The organism is Leptolyngbya sp. FACHB-711 (assembly GCF_014695615.1).
Taxonomy (GTDB): domain Bacteria; phylum Cyanobacteriota; class Cyanobacteriia; order Elainellales; family Elainellaceae; genus Leptolyngbya_A.
Map to the genome: position 1 here is coordinate 1 of NZ_JACJOR010000071.1, position 17,114 is coordinate 17,114.

The following is a 17,114-nucleotide window of genomic DNA, read 5'->3' on the forward strand; positions in this document are numbered from 1 at the left end:
GCAAGCATTATTTGCAACAAAATTTGCAACAACCCCTTTGCTCACCAGCACCTACGCGCTCACCAGCACCCGCGCAATGCCCCAGTTGGGGGAGTTGATCACCGATCGGAAATCTTAGAATAATTAAGAGTTGTTTACACTTGATCGCCGATCGCTTACCTCTGGCTGGGCTGCATGAGAACCCCGATTGCCTGGTTAAACCTGACCCACGAGAAAAACCGCTTGCTAGTGGCAATTGCGGGGGTGTCGTTTGCAGTGATTCTGGTGTTTATGAATCTGGGGTTTCTCGGTTCGCTGGCAAAGACGGCGGCGATTCTTTACGGGCAGATTGACGCAGAAATTTTTCTAATTTCGCCTCAAAGTTTAGAAATCAGTACGACCAAGCCTTTCCCGATCGAGCGAATCTACCAGGCGGCAGGGGTTAATGGAGTAGAGCGGGTCATGCCGCTGTATGTGGGCTATTTGCAGTGGCGTAATCCAGAAACGCGACGCAATCGCGCTATTTTTGTGTATGGCATGAACCCCGAAGATCCGGTATTCATCATGCCTGAACTGAAAGACCCGAAAAATCTGGCGGCACTGAGACGACCCGATACTGCGCTGATCGATCGCCTCTCGCGTCCTGAATTTGGTTCGCAGACGACGGGAACCGTGACCGAGGCAAAGCGGCGACAGATTACGATCGGTGGACAGTACAGTATGGGTGGCGGGTTTGCGGCAGACGGCACGCTGATTCTGAGCGATCAGAACTTTCGCCGCTACTTTGACCCCTTCCCGCTCAACCTGATCAACCTGGGACTGATCAAGCTCAAGCCTGGTGTGAATCCGCAGCAAATTGCAGTCGAACTGAAGCGGGTTCTGCCGCCGGATGTGTCGGTGTACACGCAGGAAGAAATCATTGCCCGCGATCGCGACTACTGGATTAACACGACTTCGACTGGATTCATCTTCACGATGGGCGTTGCAGTGTCCTGTGTGGTGGGCGTGGTGATCGTTTATCAGATTCTTTACACTGATATCTCTGACCACATGAAGCAGTATGCGACGCTCAAGGCGATGGGCTATCGCAGCCGCTTTTTGTTTGGTGTGGTGTTGCAGGAAGCGGTAATTCTGGCCGTTCTGGGCTATATCCCTGGTTTTGCCGTATCGCTAGGGCTGTATGACCTGACGGTTAGGGCAACGAGTGGCGGACTGCCGATGACAATGGAGTTGGAACGAGCCATATTTGTGCTGCTGCTGACCCTCGTGATGTGCAGCCTTTCAGCTCTGATTTCGGTGCGACGCGTGGTTACCACCGATCCAGCGGAGGTGTTCTAAGGATGGTTTGGCGGCGGACTCCCCTTGCCTGGTTTAACCTCACCTATGAGCGGCGGCGGCTATTGACTGCGATCGCCGGAGTTGGGTTTGCTGTGGTGCTGATGTTTATGTTTCGCGGCTTTGAGAATGCCCTGTACGACAGCCAGGTGCAGCTTCTAAAACGGCTGAATGGCAACATCGTGATCGTGAATCGAATTAAATACAATATGTTTGTGCCGCAGCAGTTTGCTCGGCGGCGGCTCTACCAGGCAGAAGCATTTGACGGGGTGACGGCTGCCTATCCGCTCTACACGGTTACCGCAAATTGGAAAGATCCGATCAGCAAGCGCACCCGTCCCCTGCGCGTGTTGGCGTTTAACCCAAACGATAACGTGTTGCCCTTACCGGGAATTGTGCAGCATCGATCGGACTTGCTCCTGCCCCGAACTGCTTTGATCGACGAAAAATCTCGCCCGGAAGTGGGGCCCAAGCAGGCAGGCACCGTTACCGAACTGGCAGAACAGCAAGTGACCCTGGTGGGTACGTTTAGCCTGGGCACAGACTTTGCATCTGGCAACGGCAACGTGGTCATGAGCGACCAAAACTTCTTGCGCTACTTTGCCAATCTGGGTCCAGACGAAGAAAGCCGATCGCTGAACACGGTAGACATTGGGCTGTTGCATGTCGCGGACGGAACAAACGTGGAACAACTGACCAAAGTGCTGCGCGATCGGCTTCCCAAAGATATCTCGGTCTATACCAAGCAGGAATTTGTCGATCAGGAACTCAACTACTGGCGCAAAAATACCAGCATTGGCTTTGTGTTTTCGCTGCTGACGACAATGAGCTTCCTGGTGGGCGTGATTCTGGTGTATCAGATTCTCTACACCGACGTTGCCGACCACTGGGTGGAATACGCGACGCTAAAGGCGATCGGCTACTCAAACCGCTATTTGTTCGGCGTTGTGCTGCAACAGGCGACACTGCTGGGATTTCTAGGATTTGTGCCGGGGTGTCTCATCAGCTTTGGGCTATACACCTTAACCCGGAACGCAACCGGACTGTATATGGTCATGACTCCTTCACGAATCCTGAATTTGATGATTGCCACGTTTTTAATGTGTTTGATTTCGGGCGTGATTGCGGTGCGTCGCGTCCAGCAGGCTGATCCAGCGGAGGTGTTTGGCTCATGAGTGCTTCTTTAATCACAAACAGACTGGATTTTGCAGAAGAAACGGCAGGCTCGATCGCCGTTCAAATTCGCAATCTCAATTACTTCTACGGTCAGGGCGATTTGCGAAAGCAGGTGCTATTTGACATCAGCCTGGATCTGCCTAAGGGACAGATTGTGATCATGACAGGTCCATCCGGTTCTGGAAAAACCACGCTGCTGACCCTGATCGGCGCACTGCGAACCGTGCAGGACGGCAGTCTCAAAGTGCTGGAACAAGAAATCGTCGGACTCAGTAAATCAGAGCTAGTCAAAGTGCGGCGCAATATTGGCTTTATCTTTCAGGCGCACAATCTGTTCGATTCGCTCACTGCAATGCAAAACGTCGAAATGGCAGTCGAGCTAACCCAAAACTGGCGCGAAAAGCGGCGACTCGCCACTGAAATTCTCACCCGACTCGGCTTAGGCGAACGGCTCAACTACAAGCCCAACTCCCTTTCCGGCGGACAAAAACAGCGCGTCGCGATCGCCCGTGCTCTGGTCAATCGTCCTACTTTGATTCTGGCAGACGAACCGACTGCTGCTCTAGACAAAGCCTCTGGTCGAGAGGTGGTGACGCTGCTGCAACAGCTTGCTAAAGAGCAGGGCTGTACCATTCTGATGGTGACGCACGACAACCGCATCCTCGACGTTGCCGATCGCATTGTCAACCTGGTAGACGGTCGCCTGGAGTCTGATGAAAGTCTCGATCGCTTTGTCGAAACCCACGACCCGAAGCGGCTGGATCAGAAAATGTTTATTTTGTAGCCCTGATGTCCCTCTCCTTTTTTAATGCTGCTCAGGAACTCACCTACCGCAAGGTGCAGGACTATCTCACCAGTTCCGCCCTGTTCAAAGACCAGATGCAGGTTTCCGCTCATGAGCCATTCTTTTACTTAACCTACGGTTCGGCAAAAATCGTGATCGAGGTGCTGGCATGGGAAGTGCATCCGTGGGAAATGCGAGAACTAGCGATCGTGCGTGCCTGGAGCTGGGTCACGATCGAAACCCAGATTACATCAGAGCTGATGCACTATTTGCTCACTGAAAATTCTCGAATGCGCTTTGGGGCGTTTCAGTTAGGCAAGGGTGGCGAGGTGCTGTTTGGCAACAGTGTGCTGGGCGGCGAGAATATGGATTTGATGGAGCTGCAAACCTGTATTTTATCGGTGGTGACGATCGCTGACACCTATGACGATTGGATTGTGGAACGGTTTGGCGGCAAGCGAGCAACCCACTACTCGATGAATGAAATTGCTTAAAACTGGAAAATAGAGCGGTCATGCTTGTGGCGTAGATGTCCTCGCGGCTCTTACAGATCTTAAAATTCTCCAAACTTAAGCTCCCCAAAGTTAACTCCCCTAAAGTCGATCGATTGAGGGGCAATGCGATTGAGCGGGCAATCTTCGATCGCTGCGACTCCTCAAACCGCCACTCCTATAGAAAAGTGCTTTAGCTCTGTATCAAATATTTCATTTGACAAACTCGCCGTACTGATTTAACGACCTGGACTACAATAGAAGGTCTTATGTCTTAGACGATCGATGCGTCGGTCAGGTTTTGATCTGCTGCCCGACCCCCGACCGAAAGACGATTACTGCAATCAGGCAGAGCTTCGAGGAGGACGAGCAATGTTAGGCTTCTGGTCTCGACGGATACGCTGGAACTTTGATAATCTTCCTCCTCTCGCGGAAACCTATCAGGCGGTTAGTTCTGCTTCAGTAGACGACCTGTGGCAGAAGGTGGTGAATTTAGCCGATGTCTCGTGGCATCCCCTGATCGCCCGCACTAACGTTCCGCAGGGGCTGATTCCTAAACCGGGATTGATTTATCAGGCAGTGAGCCGTCTCAGCCCGTTTCCAATTCAGATTTTTGTGGAGCGGGTGTCGCCGATGGAACTGCTAAGCGTTCGAATTTTGGCGCTTCCGGGAGTTGAAGAGCGGGTGACGTATCGCGTTGAGTCTACGCTGTGCGGCACAAAGGTTTCCTACTCGGTGACGCTGCGCGGCTGGCTTTCGCCGATCGTCTGGTCAATCATTCGCCCTTATGCTGCTAAAGTTGCCCGTGAGCTGGCACTTGCGGCTGAGCAGGATTTGATAGAAGCAGACAATCCGGTTTCCAAGCGGCGCAAGCTCGATTATCCCGATGTGTTTGCGGGTCTGCTACTATGGCAAATCGGCTTTCAGGTGATAACCTGGCTCGATCGCTGTCCGCGTATTCTGGGTTAAGTCTGGGATGAAGCTTGAGAAAACCGAATCGTTGCTTTCGGGCAGGCTGCTTTGATTCAGGCGAACTGATTCAGGCAAAGCAAACGGTAGAATGGACGTTGAACATTTTGCCCTTATTTTCTTTTGCTTCAAGTTTTACCTTTCGTTTTGTCCTGTCGCCTGGTCGATCGCCAGAGTTGAGAACGCGATGCCCACAATGCTAGAAACAAGTGCCATTCTGGACGTGCTGCGCCCCGTGCAAGACCCGGAACTGCGAAAAAGCCTGGTCGAACTGAATATGATTCGCAATGTTCGGGTCGAGGGAAGTAAGGTCAGCTTTACCCTGGTGCTGACGACTCCGGCTTGTCCGCTGCGCGAGTTCATTGTCGAAGACTGCCAGAAAGCGGTGAAGACCCTGCCCGGTGTAGAGTCAGTTGAGGTGGAAGTGACCGCAGAAACGCCTCAGCAAAAATCCCTGCCCGATCGCACTGGAATTGCAGGCGTGAAGAATATTATTGCCGTGTCGAGCGGTAAAGGTGGCGTGGGCAAAAGCACAGTAGCGGTGAATATTGCCGTCTCGCTGGCACAGGCAGGCGCAAAAGTGGGGCTGATCGACGCAGATATCTATGGTCCCAACGCGCCAACAATGCTGGGGTTAGCCGATGCAAAAATTGTGGTGCACCAGGGCAGTAACGGAGAAGTGCTGGAGCCTGCGTTTAACTATGGCGTGAAGCTCGTTTCGATGGGCTTTTTGATCGACCCGGATCAGCCTGTAGTCTGGCGTGGTCCGATGCTGAATGGCATTATTCGCCAGTTTCTCTATCAAGTGCAGTGGGGTGACCTGGATTATCTCATTGTCGATTTGCCGCCCGGAACCGGAGACGCGCAGTTGACCCTAGCGCAGGCTGTGCCGATGGCAGGAGCCGTGATCGTCACCACACCCCAAACCGTTGCTTTGCTCGATGCCCGTCGCGGTCTGCGGATGTTCCAGCAGCTTCAGGTTCCGATTCTGGGCATTGTGGAAAATATGAGCTACTTTGTGCCGCCTGATCTACCCGATCGCCAATACGATATCTTCGGCTCCGGCGGCGGTGAGAAAACTGCCAAAGAATTGGGCTTGCCGCTGCTAGGCTGTATTCCGCTGGAGCTTCCGGTACGAGAAGGGGGCGATCGAGGCGTTCCCATCGTGGTGAATGATCCAGAGTCTCCTTCTGCTAAAGCGATTACGGCGATCGCTCAGCAGGTTGCCGCCAGAGTTTCCGTCGCTGCCCTGGCATAAGCTATTCTGTCTTAAGCGCAGTTTTTCCCCAATTTGCCCATGCTTTATCGCTCCCTTAGCCGCATTAGCTGGAAAGCTTTGATACAGCCCTGGCAGGAAGTCGATTGGCTACTGTTTTTGCTGGCAATCGGCATGACGGCGCTCGGAGGCATTGCCATTCGCAGTACTGAACTGCATCAGGGATTTTCCACCTGGTGGCAGCACTGGATCACGGGCGGCATTGGTTTGGTAATGGCACTGTTCATCGCCCGATCGCGCTATGAAAATTTGCTTCAGTGGCAATGGATTATCTACGCAATCACAAATCTTTCGCTGCTGATCGTAATTTTTATTGGAACCACGGCAAATGGAGCACAAAGCTGGGTGACGATCGGCAACTTCAACCTTCAGCCGTCGGAATTTGCCAAAGTAGGCGTGATCATTACGCTGGCAGCAACCCTGAACGAGCGCGGTGCGCCCACGATTCCGATCGTGCTGAAGACGCTGGTAATTACCGCAGTTCCCTGGGTGCTGATTATGCTTCAGCCTGACCTGGGAACGGGACTGGTGTTTGGCGCAATCACGCTGGGAATGCTTTACTGGGGCAATGCGAATCCGGGTTGGCTAGTGCTGCTGATTTCTCCGATCGTCTCTGCAATTTTGTTTGGCATTTTCCTGCCGAGCTGGTTTTTCTGGATCGGGCTGGTGCTGTATCTCGGCTGGCGCACACTGCCCTGGGCATTGTGGGGGTCGATCGGGGTGGGCGTAGTGAATCTGATTGCGGGGGGACTGGGAAATTTTGCCTGGACGAATTTACTGAAGGAATATCAGCGCGATCGGCTGGCACTGTTTCTCAATCCCGATAAAGACCCGCTTGGCGGCGGCTATCACCTGATTCAGTCGCGGATTGCGATCGGAGCAGGGCAAATGTTGGGGCGCGGCATCAATCAGGGCACTCAAACCCAGCTCAATTTCATTCCCGAACAGCATACCGACTTTATCTTCTCGGCAATCGGCGAAGAAATGGGCTTTGTCGGCTGTGTGGTCGTGCTGGCGGTGTTCTGGCTCATTTGTCTGCGGCTGGTAATTATTGCCCAAAACGCTAAAGATAATTTTGGTTCGCTGCTAGCGATCGGGGTGCTGTCGATGATTGTCTTTCAGGTGTTGGTGAATATTGGCATGACGATTGGATTGGCTCCCGTAACAGGCATTCCTTTACCCTGGCTTAGCTATGGGCGATCGGCGTTGCTCACTAACTTTATCGCGCTGGGGATTGTGGAATCAGTGAATAACTATCGTCATCGGCTCAAGTTTTAGCATCATTCAAACTGCAAACAGCAATCATCAAGGATTTCTATTGCGGTTTCTCTTCTGCATTCGTGCGGGAATGATCTAAGCTAATATCAGTTCACTTTACCGATGATTCACTTATGATTCTGCCGGGAGCTGCAGTTCGCGTTAAAAACGTCGACGATATCTATTACGGCTATCAAGGCTTGGTTCAGCGTGTAGGCGATGGCAAGGTGGCTGTGCTGTTTGAAGGCGGCAACTGGGATAAACTTGTCACCTTTAAACTGGCTGATATCGAAGCGATCGATGCTAAAGCCGGACGCGCCAAGAAATAATCTCCGCATCGCCTGATCGCCTCACTCTTCTATCCGCTCACCTTCTTTCCCCTAACCTGATCGCACATTCCTCCTATGCGGCTGCCTCTGCCTCAATTCAGCTCTCAAAGCCGTCACCCTGGCTATTTCGCCGAAGTGATCGAGACGGCAACGACTGAATTTCTAGCGCAGTGCCTTGAACCGGAAGACCTCAGCTTTGCAGTGATGCCGCCCTTCGGAAGCTGGGTCAAGGCAAAAGATGAAGAGTCTGGAAATGTGGTTTATGCCGTGGTTTATCATGCCACGACCAGCCCGATCGACTCGGTGCATCGTGCCAGAGCGTTAGGACTCTCGCTGCAAGACCTGCGAGAACAGCAGCCGCAGATTTTCGCCATGCTCAAAACCGAGTTTCGGGCAGCGATCGTCGGCTTTCAGTCCGGTAGAGGAAGCCATGCCGCCAGGGATGGAACCGGAAACGGAACCAGGAATGGGAACGTCAAAAACGGGAACGGCAGGAAAAACGGCAGCAGCCTGAGCGAAACGATTTATCAGCATTTGCCGCCTCGTCCACCGCAAATTCATCAGGCAGTTTACTACTGCGACTCTGAAGAAATTTTGCGCTTCAGCGAACAGCTTGATTTTCTGCGAACGCTGCTTCAGGTGACAGGCGCACCCGTCGATGGTTTAACGGCAGCCGCAATCCGAGAAATTTACCGACTGCGGCAAGCCGATCGCCAATGGCTCGTTCAGGCAGGACGAATGCTGAGCATTCTGCTGAAGGATGACTACGATCGGCTTCGCATTATCTTGAGCCAGATTTATATCTAGAATTTATATCTAGAAGCGGTGACCCTTAAAGGGAGGCATTCGGGGCAGTCTGAGCATCTGCATGAATGAGCGGGAAAACGGCTCCCTGAGTTCTGCCGTGCCCCGTGGCGCGATCGTATGCGATATCCTGGCGGTTATAAACCGCAATAACCTGATCAGCCGCTTCTTTGGCAGCCTTTTCAAGCTCGCGGCAGTTCGGATATTCAGGAAGCTGGCGCAACACTTGCAGCACGGACTGAGCCGCAGCAACGCCGTTCTTTTTGTGCCCCTCTTCGTGCAGTTGCAGGGCAGTCATGTAGTGATTCCATTCCGTTCGCAGCCCAGATGATACATAGTGGGAACCCTTCCATCGCGGCAGCGTGAAGACGACATCGACTTGAGTACTAATCGATCGAGCCACGCAGTTTTTGCCATTCCGGGCAAAGCGAATGTTCCACTGAACGTTCCAATTGGTCAGGGCATCGAACGAGCGTCCCTCAGCATCACTCACAGGGCTTCGCCGAAGCATTTGCGATCGCAGCTCGGCAGCCGTTGTTCCTGCGATCGGATAAAAGTGATAGCGGATATCGACCGGAAGGTGGCTTTCAGAGGATGGAGCTGGAGAAGGCGATAAACTCGGCAGAAGGGAATCTGTGAGTGACGATGGGAGAACAGCTGGAGGAGGTGAAATGGTTGCCAGGGCAGAACTAGTGCGGAACAGGGTAAACCATGAACCAGACAACCAATCGGAAAAAGAGGGAACACGAACGAAGGAGACTGCAATAAGCGTAGAGAGAAACAGAAGAGCAAATCGACGCAGCACAGCTAGCAATCCTGTTAAGGCAATATTCCTTTAGGAGGATGCCCATATTACAGAACTAAGCTTTCGGCTTCTTAACAATTCGAAGCAAATTACTCAGAAACACCAGGAGCAGGCGCAGCAGCGCGTTCAGCCTTAACAAGAAGCAAAAAAAGAGGGTAGCTGTGACCCCCTTTGAACTCCACTGTGAGATTAAACTTGCTTAGGATTAATCAATTTTCTAGCGATTTTTTCTAATTGTTCTTAAGCTTGTTCCAGCTTTTAGACGATTGCCCGACTCGCACTTTGAGTTCGACTATTAAGTTCAGCTTCTAAATTCAGCTTTCGAGTTCAGTTAGAGTTATCCACTATCAATAGATTAAGAACAAATTGAAATTCCAGGAGCATAAGCTTCTATAACATTTCCTGTACGTGAACAGGTAATCAAAAGATAGTCACAGGTCGGACATTGAGTTTGGATCAGCTGCTGGTTGACTAGATAAAGCCTTTCGCCAGGGCTACCGCAGTTTGGGCATCGAATTGATTGCGATAGCGGAATCATTTGAGTTTCTGTACTCTGCGCTTCTTTGGCTTCAGTTTCTTTCGCTGAGAACGAACTAAAAGAACAATTAATCACAGCCTCTTTAAACCTATTGATTGAATTGACAGTAACTCGATCAAAAATCAGAAAAAACAATAAATTCGATCGCTTAAAATTTTCAAGTCTAAACCTTAACGGTGAGAAACCTGACTTAAAGTTGCTTAAGTAAAGACAGCGTTCAATTCTTTTATTATGTCAAAATTAGCAGAGAACAACCCTAGAAAATCGTTTCTTTAAGACGGGGATCGCTCTCCAGCTAACTGATCCCCACTTTATAAGGATCTCAGGGTACAGCCATCTATCCAAAGACAGTTGCTCATCTTCTACCGGAAAAGATTTCATTTCTTCTGGTTTTTTTTAGTAAATCTTTATAATTCAATCCCTTTCTGAGAGCGATCGAATTTGTTGAAACAGTCTTAGTAAAACACTGTTTTGTCGATACAAATTTAATTTTTAGATAAAGATTCTCAAAAAATCAGGAGAGCAAGCCCAATTGCGATCGTAATCCTTCTGAATCTTGGCTCGATCAAAATGCAATTCCAGTGATTAAAACTCTATGAAATAGAAAATTGTGATTTGGCGCAGTTGCTAATTCTAAAAATCGTGATGTTGATCAATAGGAACGATCAAGCTACTGTAGCTTTCGTAACAACGTCCCCCTGTTCAATGTTGCTGGAAGCAGGAGCTGGGCAACGAGGAGCAATCCATTAACAAACGCGGGATGCTCCCTGTTTTGTTAGAAGGGGTTTGAGCAGCCGCAAAGGTTATATATCCCCCTATATTTTCGTTGGAGAGCTTTGAGAACCTTCAAGAGCCCTCGGTTTCCCTCAGCACTGGGGGTTAAGGGGGGGAAGTTTGGAATCTTCCAGGCAAACGTTTTACGTCTGCATCCTACCCCGAAGCTTGGTGGATCCGGGGATAAAGACGACGGAGATAGAAGTTGGGTTAACGGCTTAAAGCAAGCGGATTGGCGGCGAGATTAGACAACGCACCTGCTTTAATCTATTACTGGGTGGCAAGAGCATTCTGCTACTTTTCGAGTCGAACGGCGTACCACTGAAGGTACTCGCCTGGATTCATATCCAGCGCGCAGGCAGTTTCCATCAGATATTTTGTCTGCTCATCCAGGTGGGTGAACTGCTGCACATCGCGGGGTAGGTTATCCTGGCGATCGTTCAGCACTGCTTTTAATCGGTCGAACAGTTCCGCAGCCGTGAGGATTTGCTCTGGCTGGTTGGGTTCCAGCAGCACGTAGTAATCCTCGCTGCTGTACATGATTGGGTCAGCCATAGGAGTCAGGCGCAGGTAAGAGGCAAATTACTCGTCTTCTGCAAACACATAGCGGTAGAGTTCGCTGGCTTCTGGCTCAGGGCTATCCTGAGCAAACTTAACCGCATCCTCAATGACGGCTTGAATCTGTCGATCGATCGCCTTTAGCTCTTCTGCGGTTGCCAAATTTTTCTCAGTCAGGTGACCTGCCAGTTTTTTGATTGGGTCACGGGCAAGCCAGGCTTCTTTTTCGGCTTTCGATCGCAATTCGTCTGGATCTGCCAGCGAATGACCCCGGAAGCGGTAGGTGAGACACTCGATCAACGTTGGACCTTCTCCGGCACGGGCACGCTCGATCGCCTCTAGCGCAACCGTTCGCACGGCTAAAACATCCATTCCGTCTACTTCGATTCCTGGCATCCCAAACACGCTGGCTTTCTTGTAAATTTCTGGCTGAGAGGTTGCCCGCTCATGCGCCATGCCGATCGCCCATTTATTGTTTTCCACCACAAACAGAATCGGCAGTTTCCAGAGGGCTGCCATATTGAGACACTCGAAAAACTGCCCGTTGTTGCTAGTTCCGTCTCCAAAGAAAGCTGCCGTTACTTGGTTTGCCGTTTCGTCGCCCATTGTTTCTCGGCGATACTTGCTCTGGAACGCAGCTCCTAACGCAACCGGAATTCCCTCTCCAATAAAGGCATAGCCGCCCAGTAGCCGATGCTCCGCCGAAAACAGGTGCATGGAGCCACCCCGTCCTTTGCTGCATCCGGTCACTTTGCCAAACAGTTCTGCCATGACCTCACGGGCAGGAACTCCGGCACTCAAGGCATGAACGTGATCGCGGTAGGTGCTGCACACATAATCCTCACCGGGGTGCATCGTACGAATTACACCTGTGGAAATGGCTTCCTGCCCGTTGTACAGGTGGACAAATCCAAACATTTTTCCCCGGTAGTACATTTCAGCGCACTTGTCTTCAAAGGTGCGCCCCAAGACCATATCTTCATAGATCGCCAGCCCCTCTTCACGGGTTACGGGCGCGATCGAGGGCAAAGTGGGAATTGTCCGTTCCTGAATCATTGATGTGCCGTTTCCTTCAGCGACAGTGTACTGCTTGTGGGTAATTTGATTGGGGGTACTTGGGTCGTTGATCCTTATCGTAAATACTCACTTGTCGTAAATACTTATCGTAAGTGCTTGTCGTAGATCCTTTATAACTGCGGAGCTATAGGGGCTGAGCCTCAGTTCGCCTGCGTTAGGCTTGAACCCTGATCGCCTGCTCCAAGTCTGCAAATCGTTTGGGAATCTCATGAGCTGACCGAGAGCAACATGGCCAAGCTCAACATTATATAGCTCACATTTATTAAGAATAATCTGCTTGCTGTCGCTCTTGCAAAATTGGGGCAGCCTCCTTTAGAGGGTCGGAGATAAACAGGGTCAGAGATAATCAGCCGCAGATCATCCTAGCCCAATTTAGGGACAAAAAGGCGGAACTAGGCAGCAAAAGGCGATCGAACTCTGCTCGGTTCCTTCTGAACGCTATTTTTCACTAAACCAAATTCTGCACCAAACCAAATATAGATAAAATTCTGCGCGAGAAGTCGTACAGTTAGGGTCGTGCACTACGGACATCGCTGGGTGTAATCTAGATCACTTATAGAGATCCATACCATTCCTGACTAATCTGAGACTGGGATCAGGTACAATCTGCAAACTTCGACCATTCAAGCTAAATTTGAATCTTACGTTTTCCTGATAATCGTTGTCACTGTCTAGCAGAACGATCGAAAGTTAGCCTCTGTCTTAAGCATGATTTAAGACCCTATCGAGGCTGGCTGGCTCGGAATTATTTCCCTAATAACGTTTGTCCGAGACTGAGAAAAGAGCCAACCGTGAAACCCTAGGGGTTCTCATTTTTTGTGTATTAGAGGTTACACCTGAGGAGTGTCGCAAAACGATCGCTTTCGACAGAGCGAGTTCGGATATAATTGCTCTCTATTTGGCTCTCTCGATTCGGCCTGAGTTCAGGCTTCTAAGAAGCTGATGTTACGAAGAGGACTTTTTTATCTATGCTGAGGGATGAATTTTAGTAAACGTTGATTTGGCTAATTGCCTTGGTCATCCCGACCGAGTTAGCAGAGAATTCCTTAGAAGGGCTTCTATCCGTGCGGAAGTTCGGTGAATGCCATTGATACAAACTGACGCGATAGCAAATTTGTGTGTTAGATGAACGACTTGCAGGGGAGGAGACGGTGCGAATTCCTCTAGATTATTATCGGATTCTAGGATTACCGATACAGGCAACTGCGGAGCAGCTTCAGCAGGCTCATCGCGATCGATCCCTTCAGCTTCCTCCTCGACGAGAATTTTCAGAGGCGGCGGTTGCGGCTCGACGGCAGTTGATTGACGAAGCGTATGCTGTCCTTTCTGATCCGGTGCAGCGGCAGGAATACGATGCGGGTTTCCTCGCCAAATCCTATGAGCTGCTGGAGGTTGGGCGATTATCTCCGGGGGGAGCTGCAGAGCAATCGGGGGGGGCGATCGATGAGCATAACCTCGGCAGTTCGATCAACGGCAGCTATCGTCCTGGTGATCCAGATCTCGGTATTGATCTCTATACCCCCTGTATTGAGATTGACGAAGCTCAGTTTGTGGGCGTGTTGCTGATTTTGCTGGAGTTGGGCGAGTACGAGCTGATTTTAAAGCTGGGTCGTCCCTATGTGATCGGCGGCAATCGCAGCGTCAAACAGGGGCAATTTGGCGACCCCGACATCATTAGCACAGATATTTTGCTCGCGGTCGCGCTTGCCTGCCTGGAACTGGGACGAGAGCAGTGGAACCAGGGGCAGTACGAAAACGCGGCGGAATCGCTAGATACGGGGCGAGAACTGCTGCTGCGTGAAGGAGTGTTTGCTCAGATACGGGGCGAAATGCAGGCAGAGCTCTATAAGCTGCGCCCGTATCGAATTCTAGAGCTACTTGCTTTGCCGGAAAGCCATGTGGCTGAACGGCGGCAGGGGCTTACGCTGCTGCAAGAGATGCTGCACGATCGCGGCGGGATCGACGGCGAAGGAGCAGACCAATCTGGACTCAACACCGACGATTTTCTGCGCTTTATGCAGCAGTTGCGAAGCTATCTCACTTCTGCGGAACAGCAGGCTCTTTTTGAAGTTGAGGCACGTCGCCCTTCTCCGGTTGCTACTTATCTGGCAGTTTATGCGTTGGTGGCAAGAGGCTTTGCAGAGGGGCAGCCCGCCCTGGTGCGCCGGGCAAAAACCATGCTGATACGGCTTGGTATCCGTCAGGATGTCCATTTGGAGCAGGCAGTTTGCGCGCTGCTGCTGGGGCAGACCGAAGAGGCGAGTCGGGCACTAGAACTAAGCCAGGAATACGAATCCCTTGCCTTTATTCGCGACCACTCGCAGGGTTCCCCCGATTTGCTGCCCGGACTGTGCCTTTACAGTGAACGCTGGCTGCAAAACGAAGTCTTTCCCCACTTTCGGGATCTTGCCCGCAAACAAGCCTCGCTGAAAGAGTATTTTGCAGATGAGGATGTGCAGGCGTATTTAGAGGAATTGCCCAACGAACCCGAACTCAGCTCACCCTGGTCTGGTGGAACGTCCTATCGCGAATCTCCATCCCCTGGAGAAACTGGCACATTGCTGCGAAACCAATCCGATCGCAGTTCCTCGGCAGTAACCATGCCCAATCGTGGAGCCAGCGACTCCGAAGTCGCCCCAGCCGAGCGGTTTACATCCCGTCCAAAACCGTACGAAGAACAAAACGGGGCAAGAACAAACGGCACAGGTCGCCCCACTCGTTTTGTCGATCCAAACCCCCTGCCTGCCGTCGGCAATCACTCCGCTGGGGGAGCAGCTTCGTCTCGGACTCGCCAAGACCCACCCGAAGAACCGATCGCAGCACCAATTGCCCCACCCTCGCGCCGACCCGCAACCCGAAAAGGGCTACGTCTGGATCGGCTTGTGTTTCTGGCAGCGATCGGCTTGCTGAGTCTGACGGTGCTGGCGTTCTTGATCAGCCGTTTGTTTGCCGGACAAAATGATCCCGCACCCGCAACGACCGATCCTTCTCCCGCTGCAACTGTTCAATCGAATGCCGCGCCAGCCGCTTCCCAGTCAAGTCCGCAGTCGTCAGCCGCAGGGGTTACCGAACCGCTCACCGAAACGACGGCTGAAACGGTGCTTCAGTCCTGGCTAACGGCAAAAGCAGCTGCAATGGGCAATCAGCATCAAACTGGTGCCCTTGCTGACATCCTTGCGAATCCCCTGCTGTCTCAGTGGCAAACGCGATCGGAAAAAGCAAAGACAGAAAACTGGTACTGGCAGTATGAGCATCCCAATGTGGAAATTGTCTCTGTTACAAAGGAAAGTGGAACTGTGAACAGTTCGGCAGGGGATAATTCGACTACTGGGGCGACTTCGAGCACGGCTTCCTCTGATTCCACTTCTGATTCAGCCAGTTCCGGGACAAGTTCTGGGACAAGTTCTGGGACAAGTTCCGGGGCGAGTCCGACAGCATCGGGCAGTCCGGCAGGCAGTTCAGACCGTGCTGCGAGTTCTGCCGCCTTCAATTCGGGCGATGAACGGGCGCAGGTAGAGGCGATCGTGACCGAGCGGGGCGATTTGTTTGTGAATGGTCAGATTGACCAAAGCTCTTCCTATGAAGACAGCATTCGCGCCCGCTATAACTTAGTCCGAAGCCAGGGACAGTGGCGAATTGAGGCAATAGACGTTCTAGAATAGAGCAGCCTTTCTGCCCTCCAACCTGATCCCCAATGACAGATGCTTTGCTTCAGTCCTATCTGCCGCTTTTTGCTTGGACAGGGCTGGGGCTGATTTTTTCAGGATCGTTGCCCGCTTCTCTGCCGCGATTGCTAGGACGTAGCCTTTATTGGGTCGGCGTTCCCCTCGAAATTCTGGCACTGGCAAGACAAACCAATTTTGCAGCAGAAGTCGGACTAGCTCCGCTCCTGATAATCGCCACGTTGCTAAGCGGCTTTACGATCGCCTGGCTCGTCCTTCAGGCGATGCAGTCCCGCTTGGAGTTCCAATCGGTTGCGGCAGGTCTGACCGCAGAAAATTGCAGTGCAGTTCAACCCTTTTGCCCTGCCGAGCGCGGCAGTTTTTTGATCGCTTCAGTCCTGGGTAACACGAGCTTTGTGGGCTTAGCGATCGCCCCCGCCTTTGTCGGTGCAGATTATTGGGGCTGGTTAGTGTCCTACTGCGTGACGCAAAACGTAATTGGAACCTATGGCACGGGCGTATTTTTAGCTAGCTACTACGGACGGCAGGCAGATCATCCCCAAGTCAAGGAACTGATCAAAGATGTGCTCACTGTTCCGTCACTGTGGGCATTTCTTCTCGGATACAGCACTCAATCCATCCCCCTGCCCGCAATCATGGAATCTGGGTTGCATGGCTCGATCGCCTTTGTGATTCCGGCGGCGTTGCTGCTGATGGGAACGCGGCTGCGACAGCTTCAGGGCTGGAAGAGTCTGAAAATTGCAATCGTGCCAATGTTACTTAAGACGATCGCCCTGCCAGGACTGCTCGGACTCGTGACTCATTTTTTGGCACTGCCACAGCCTGCCCAGCTTGCCCTGGTTTTAATGGCAGGAATGCCCAGTGCCTTTGCCGGACTGATTTTGGCAGAAGAATATGAAATTGATCGATCGCTGATTGCCAGTAGCATTGTGCTCACGACCGGAAGCTGTTTCTTGCTGATTCCTTTGTGGCTCTGGCTGTTTGGCTAAAAAATCTTCACACTTCGTCCAATTTCGACTTGTTTTTTAAACCAAATTAAGAGTAGAACGAGAACAACACTTTCGCAGAGCTTCATCAATGCCTCGTTCTTCTCCGACGGTCGATTCTGCTGCCGATCCGCCTGCCGTTTCGCTTTCCCCAGAGCAATCCGGCGATCGGGGAAATTCTTTCGGGTTAGCTCTGGCATCGATTGATTTTTTGCCGCGCTTTCTGCGACTGGCGACAATCAACGTTCTTTCCAATTTGATGGTTCCTTTGTCGGGGCTGATCAGTGTCGCGT

15 protein-coding genes are annotated in these 17,114 nt (G+C 51.6%); 12 read left to right on the top strand and 3 right to left on the bottom strand.

Annotation, left to right across the window (positions count from 1 at the left end):
- Nucleotides 1-174: 174 nt before the first annotated feature.
- The 9 genes from devC (H6F80_RS01690) to H6F80_RS01730 all read left to right on the top strand — a co-directional run bounded on the left by devC (H6F80_RS01690) (nt 175) and on the right by H6F80_RS01730 (nt 8,403).
- Complete coding sequence (devC, locus tag H6F80_RS01690; RefSeq protein ID WP_190789889.1) at nt 175-1,317, top strand: ABC transporter permease DevC; 1,143 nt, start codon at nt 175-177, stop codon at nt 1,315-1,317.
- 2 nt (nt 1,318-1,319) lie between these two features.
- Nucleotides 1,320-2,489: an ABC transporter permease DevC gene (gene devC / locus H6F80_RS01695; RefSeq protein WP_190789890.1), complete on the top strand. Its 1,170-nt coding sequence runs from the start codon at nt 1,320-1,322 to the stop codon at nt 2,487-2,489.
- Nucleotides 2,486-3,274 (top strand): DevA family ABC transporter ATP-binding protein, encoded by a 789-nt coding sequence (locus H6F80_RS01700; protein WP_190789891.1) that lies wholly within the window; start codon nt 2,486-2,488, stop codon nt 3,272-3,274. Before devC (H6F80_RS01695) ends, H6F80_RS01700 begins: the two co-directional genes overlap by 4 nt.
- Nucleotides 3,275-3,279: 5 nt before the next feature.
- Complete coding sequence (locus H6F80_RS01705; RefSeq protein WP_190789892.1) at nt 3,280-3,768, top strand: T3SS (YopN, CesT) and YbjN peptide-binding chaperone 1; 489 nt, start codon at nt 3,280-3,282, stop codon at nt 3,766-3,768.
- A gap of 282 nt (nt 3,769-4,050) precedes the next feature.
- A complete protein-coding gene (locus H6F80_RS01710) occupies nt 4,051-4,734 on the top strand; it encodes a hypothetical protein (protein WP_242067110.1) in 684 nt (227 codons plus the stop codon).
- A gap of 91 nt (nt 4,735-4,825) precedes the next feature.
- Nucleotides 4,826-5,992, top strand: coding sequence for an Mrp/NBP35 family ATP-binding protein (locus tag H6F80_RS01715; protein WP_518523498.1), 1,167 nt, complete (start codon nt 4,826-4,828; stop codon nt 5,990-5,992).
- A 39-nt stretch (nt 5,993-6,031) separates the two neighbouring features.
- Nucleotides 6,032-7,288 carry a rod shape-determining protein RodA gene (gene rodA / locus H6F80_RS01720; protein WP_190789893.1) on the top strand — a complete coding sequence of 419 codons (1,257 nt, stop codon included), beginning with the start codon at nt 6,032-6,034 and terminating at the stop codon, nt 7,286-7,288.
- A gap of 113 nt (nt 7,289-7,401) precedes the next feature.
- Nucleotides 7,402-7,596 carry an NAD(P)H dehydrogenase subunit NdhS gene (locus H6F80_RS01725; protein WP_190789894.1) on the top strand — a complete coding sequence of 65 codons (195 nt, stop codon included), beginning with the start codon at nt 7,402-7,404 and terminating at the stop codon, nt 7,594-7,596.
- Between the two features lie 75 nt (nt 7,597-7,671).
- Nucleotides 7,672-8,403, top strand: a complete 732-nt coding sequence (locus H6F80_RS01730; protein ID WP_190789895.1) for an HAS-barrel domain-containing protein — start codon at nt 7,672-7,674, stop codon at nt 8,401-8,403.
- A 25-nt stretch (nt 8,404-8,428) separates the two neighbouring features.
- Here the strand turns inward: H6F80_RS01730 and H6F80_RS01735 are convergent, their stop codons facing one another.
- From H6F80_RS01735 to pdhA, 3 genes are all read right to left on the bottom strand, one after another.
- Entirely contained in the window at nt 8,429-9,124 is a 696-nt protein-coding gene (locus H6F80_RS01735; protein WP_190789896.1) for a DUF922 domain-containing Zn-dependent protease, read from the bottom strand.
- A gap of 1,687 nt (nt 9,125-10,811) precedes the next feature.
- Nucleotides 10,812-11,072: a CRR7 family NDH-1 assembly protein gene (locus H6F80_RS01740; RefSeq protein ID WP_190789897.1), complete on the bottom strand. Its 261-nt coding sequence runs from the start codon at nt 11,070-11,072 to the stop codon at nt 10,812-10,814.
- Nucleotides 11,073-11,099: 27 nt separating this feature from the next.
- Nucleotides 11,100-12,131 (bottom strand): pyruvate dehydrogenase (acetyl-transferring) E1 component subunit alpha, encoded by a 1,032-nt coding sequence (pdhA, locus tag H6F80_RS01745; protein WP_190789898.1) that lies wholly within the window; start codon nt 12,129-12,131, stop codon nt 11,100-11,102.
- 1,172 nt (nt 12,132-13,303) lie between these two features.
- Here pdhA and H6F80_RS30545 point away from each other — a divergent pair.
- From H6F80_RS30545 to H6F80_RS01760, 3 genes are all read left to right on the top strand, one after another.
- Nucleotides 13,304-15,814 (top strand): IMS domain-containing protein, encoded by a 2,511-nt coding sequence (locus H6F80_RS30545; RefSeq protein ID WP_190789899.1) that lies wholly within the window; start codon nt 13,304-13,306, stop codon nt 15,812-15,814.
- A gap of 32 nt (nt 15,815-15,846) precedes the next feature.
- Nucleotides 15,847-16,824 (top strand): AEC family transporter, encoded by a 978-nt coding sequence (locus H6F80_RS01755; RefSeq protein WP_190789900.1) that lies wholly within the window; start codon nt 15,847-15,849, stop codon nt 16,822-16,824.
- An 88-nt stretch (nt 16,825-16,912) separates the two neighbouring features.
- Nucleotides 16,913-17,114: hypothetical protein (locus H6F80_RS01760; RefSeq protein WP_190789902.1), on the top strand; the 202-nt coding region annotated here is incomplete at its 3' end.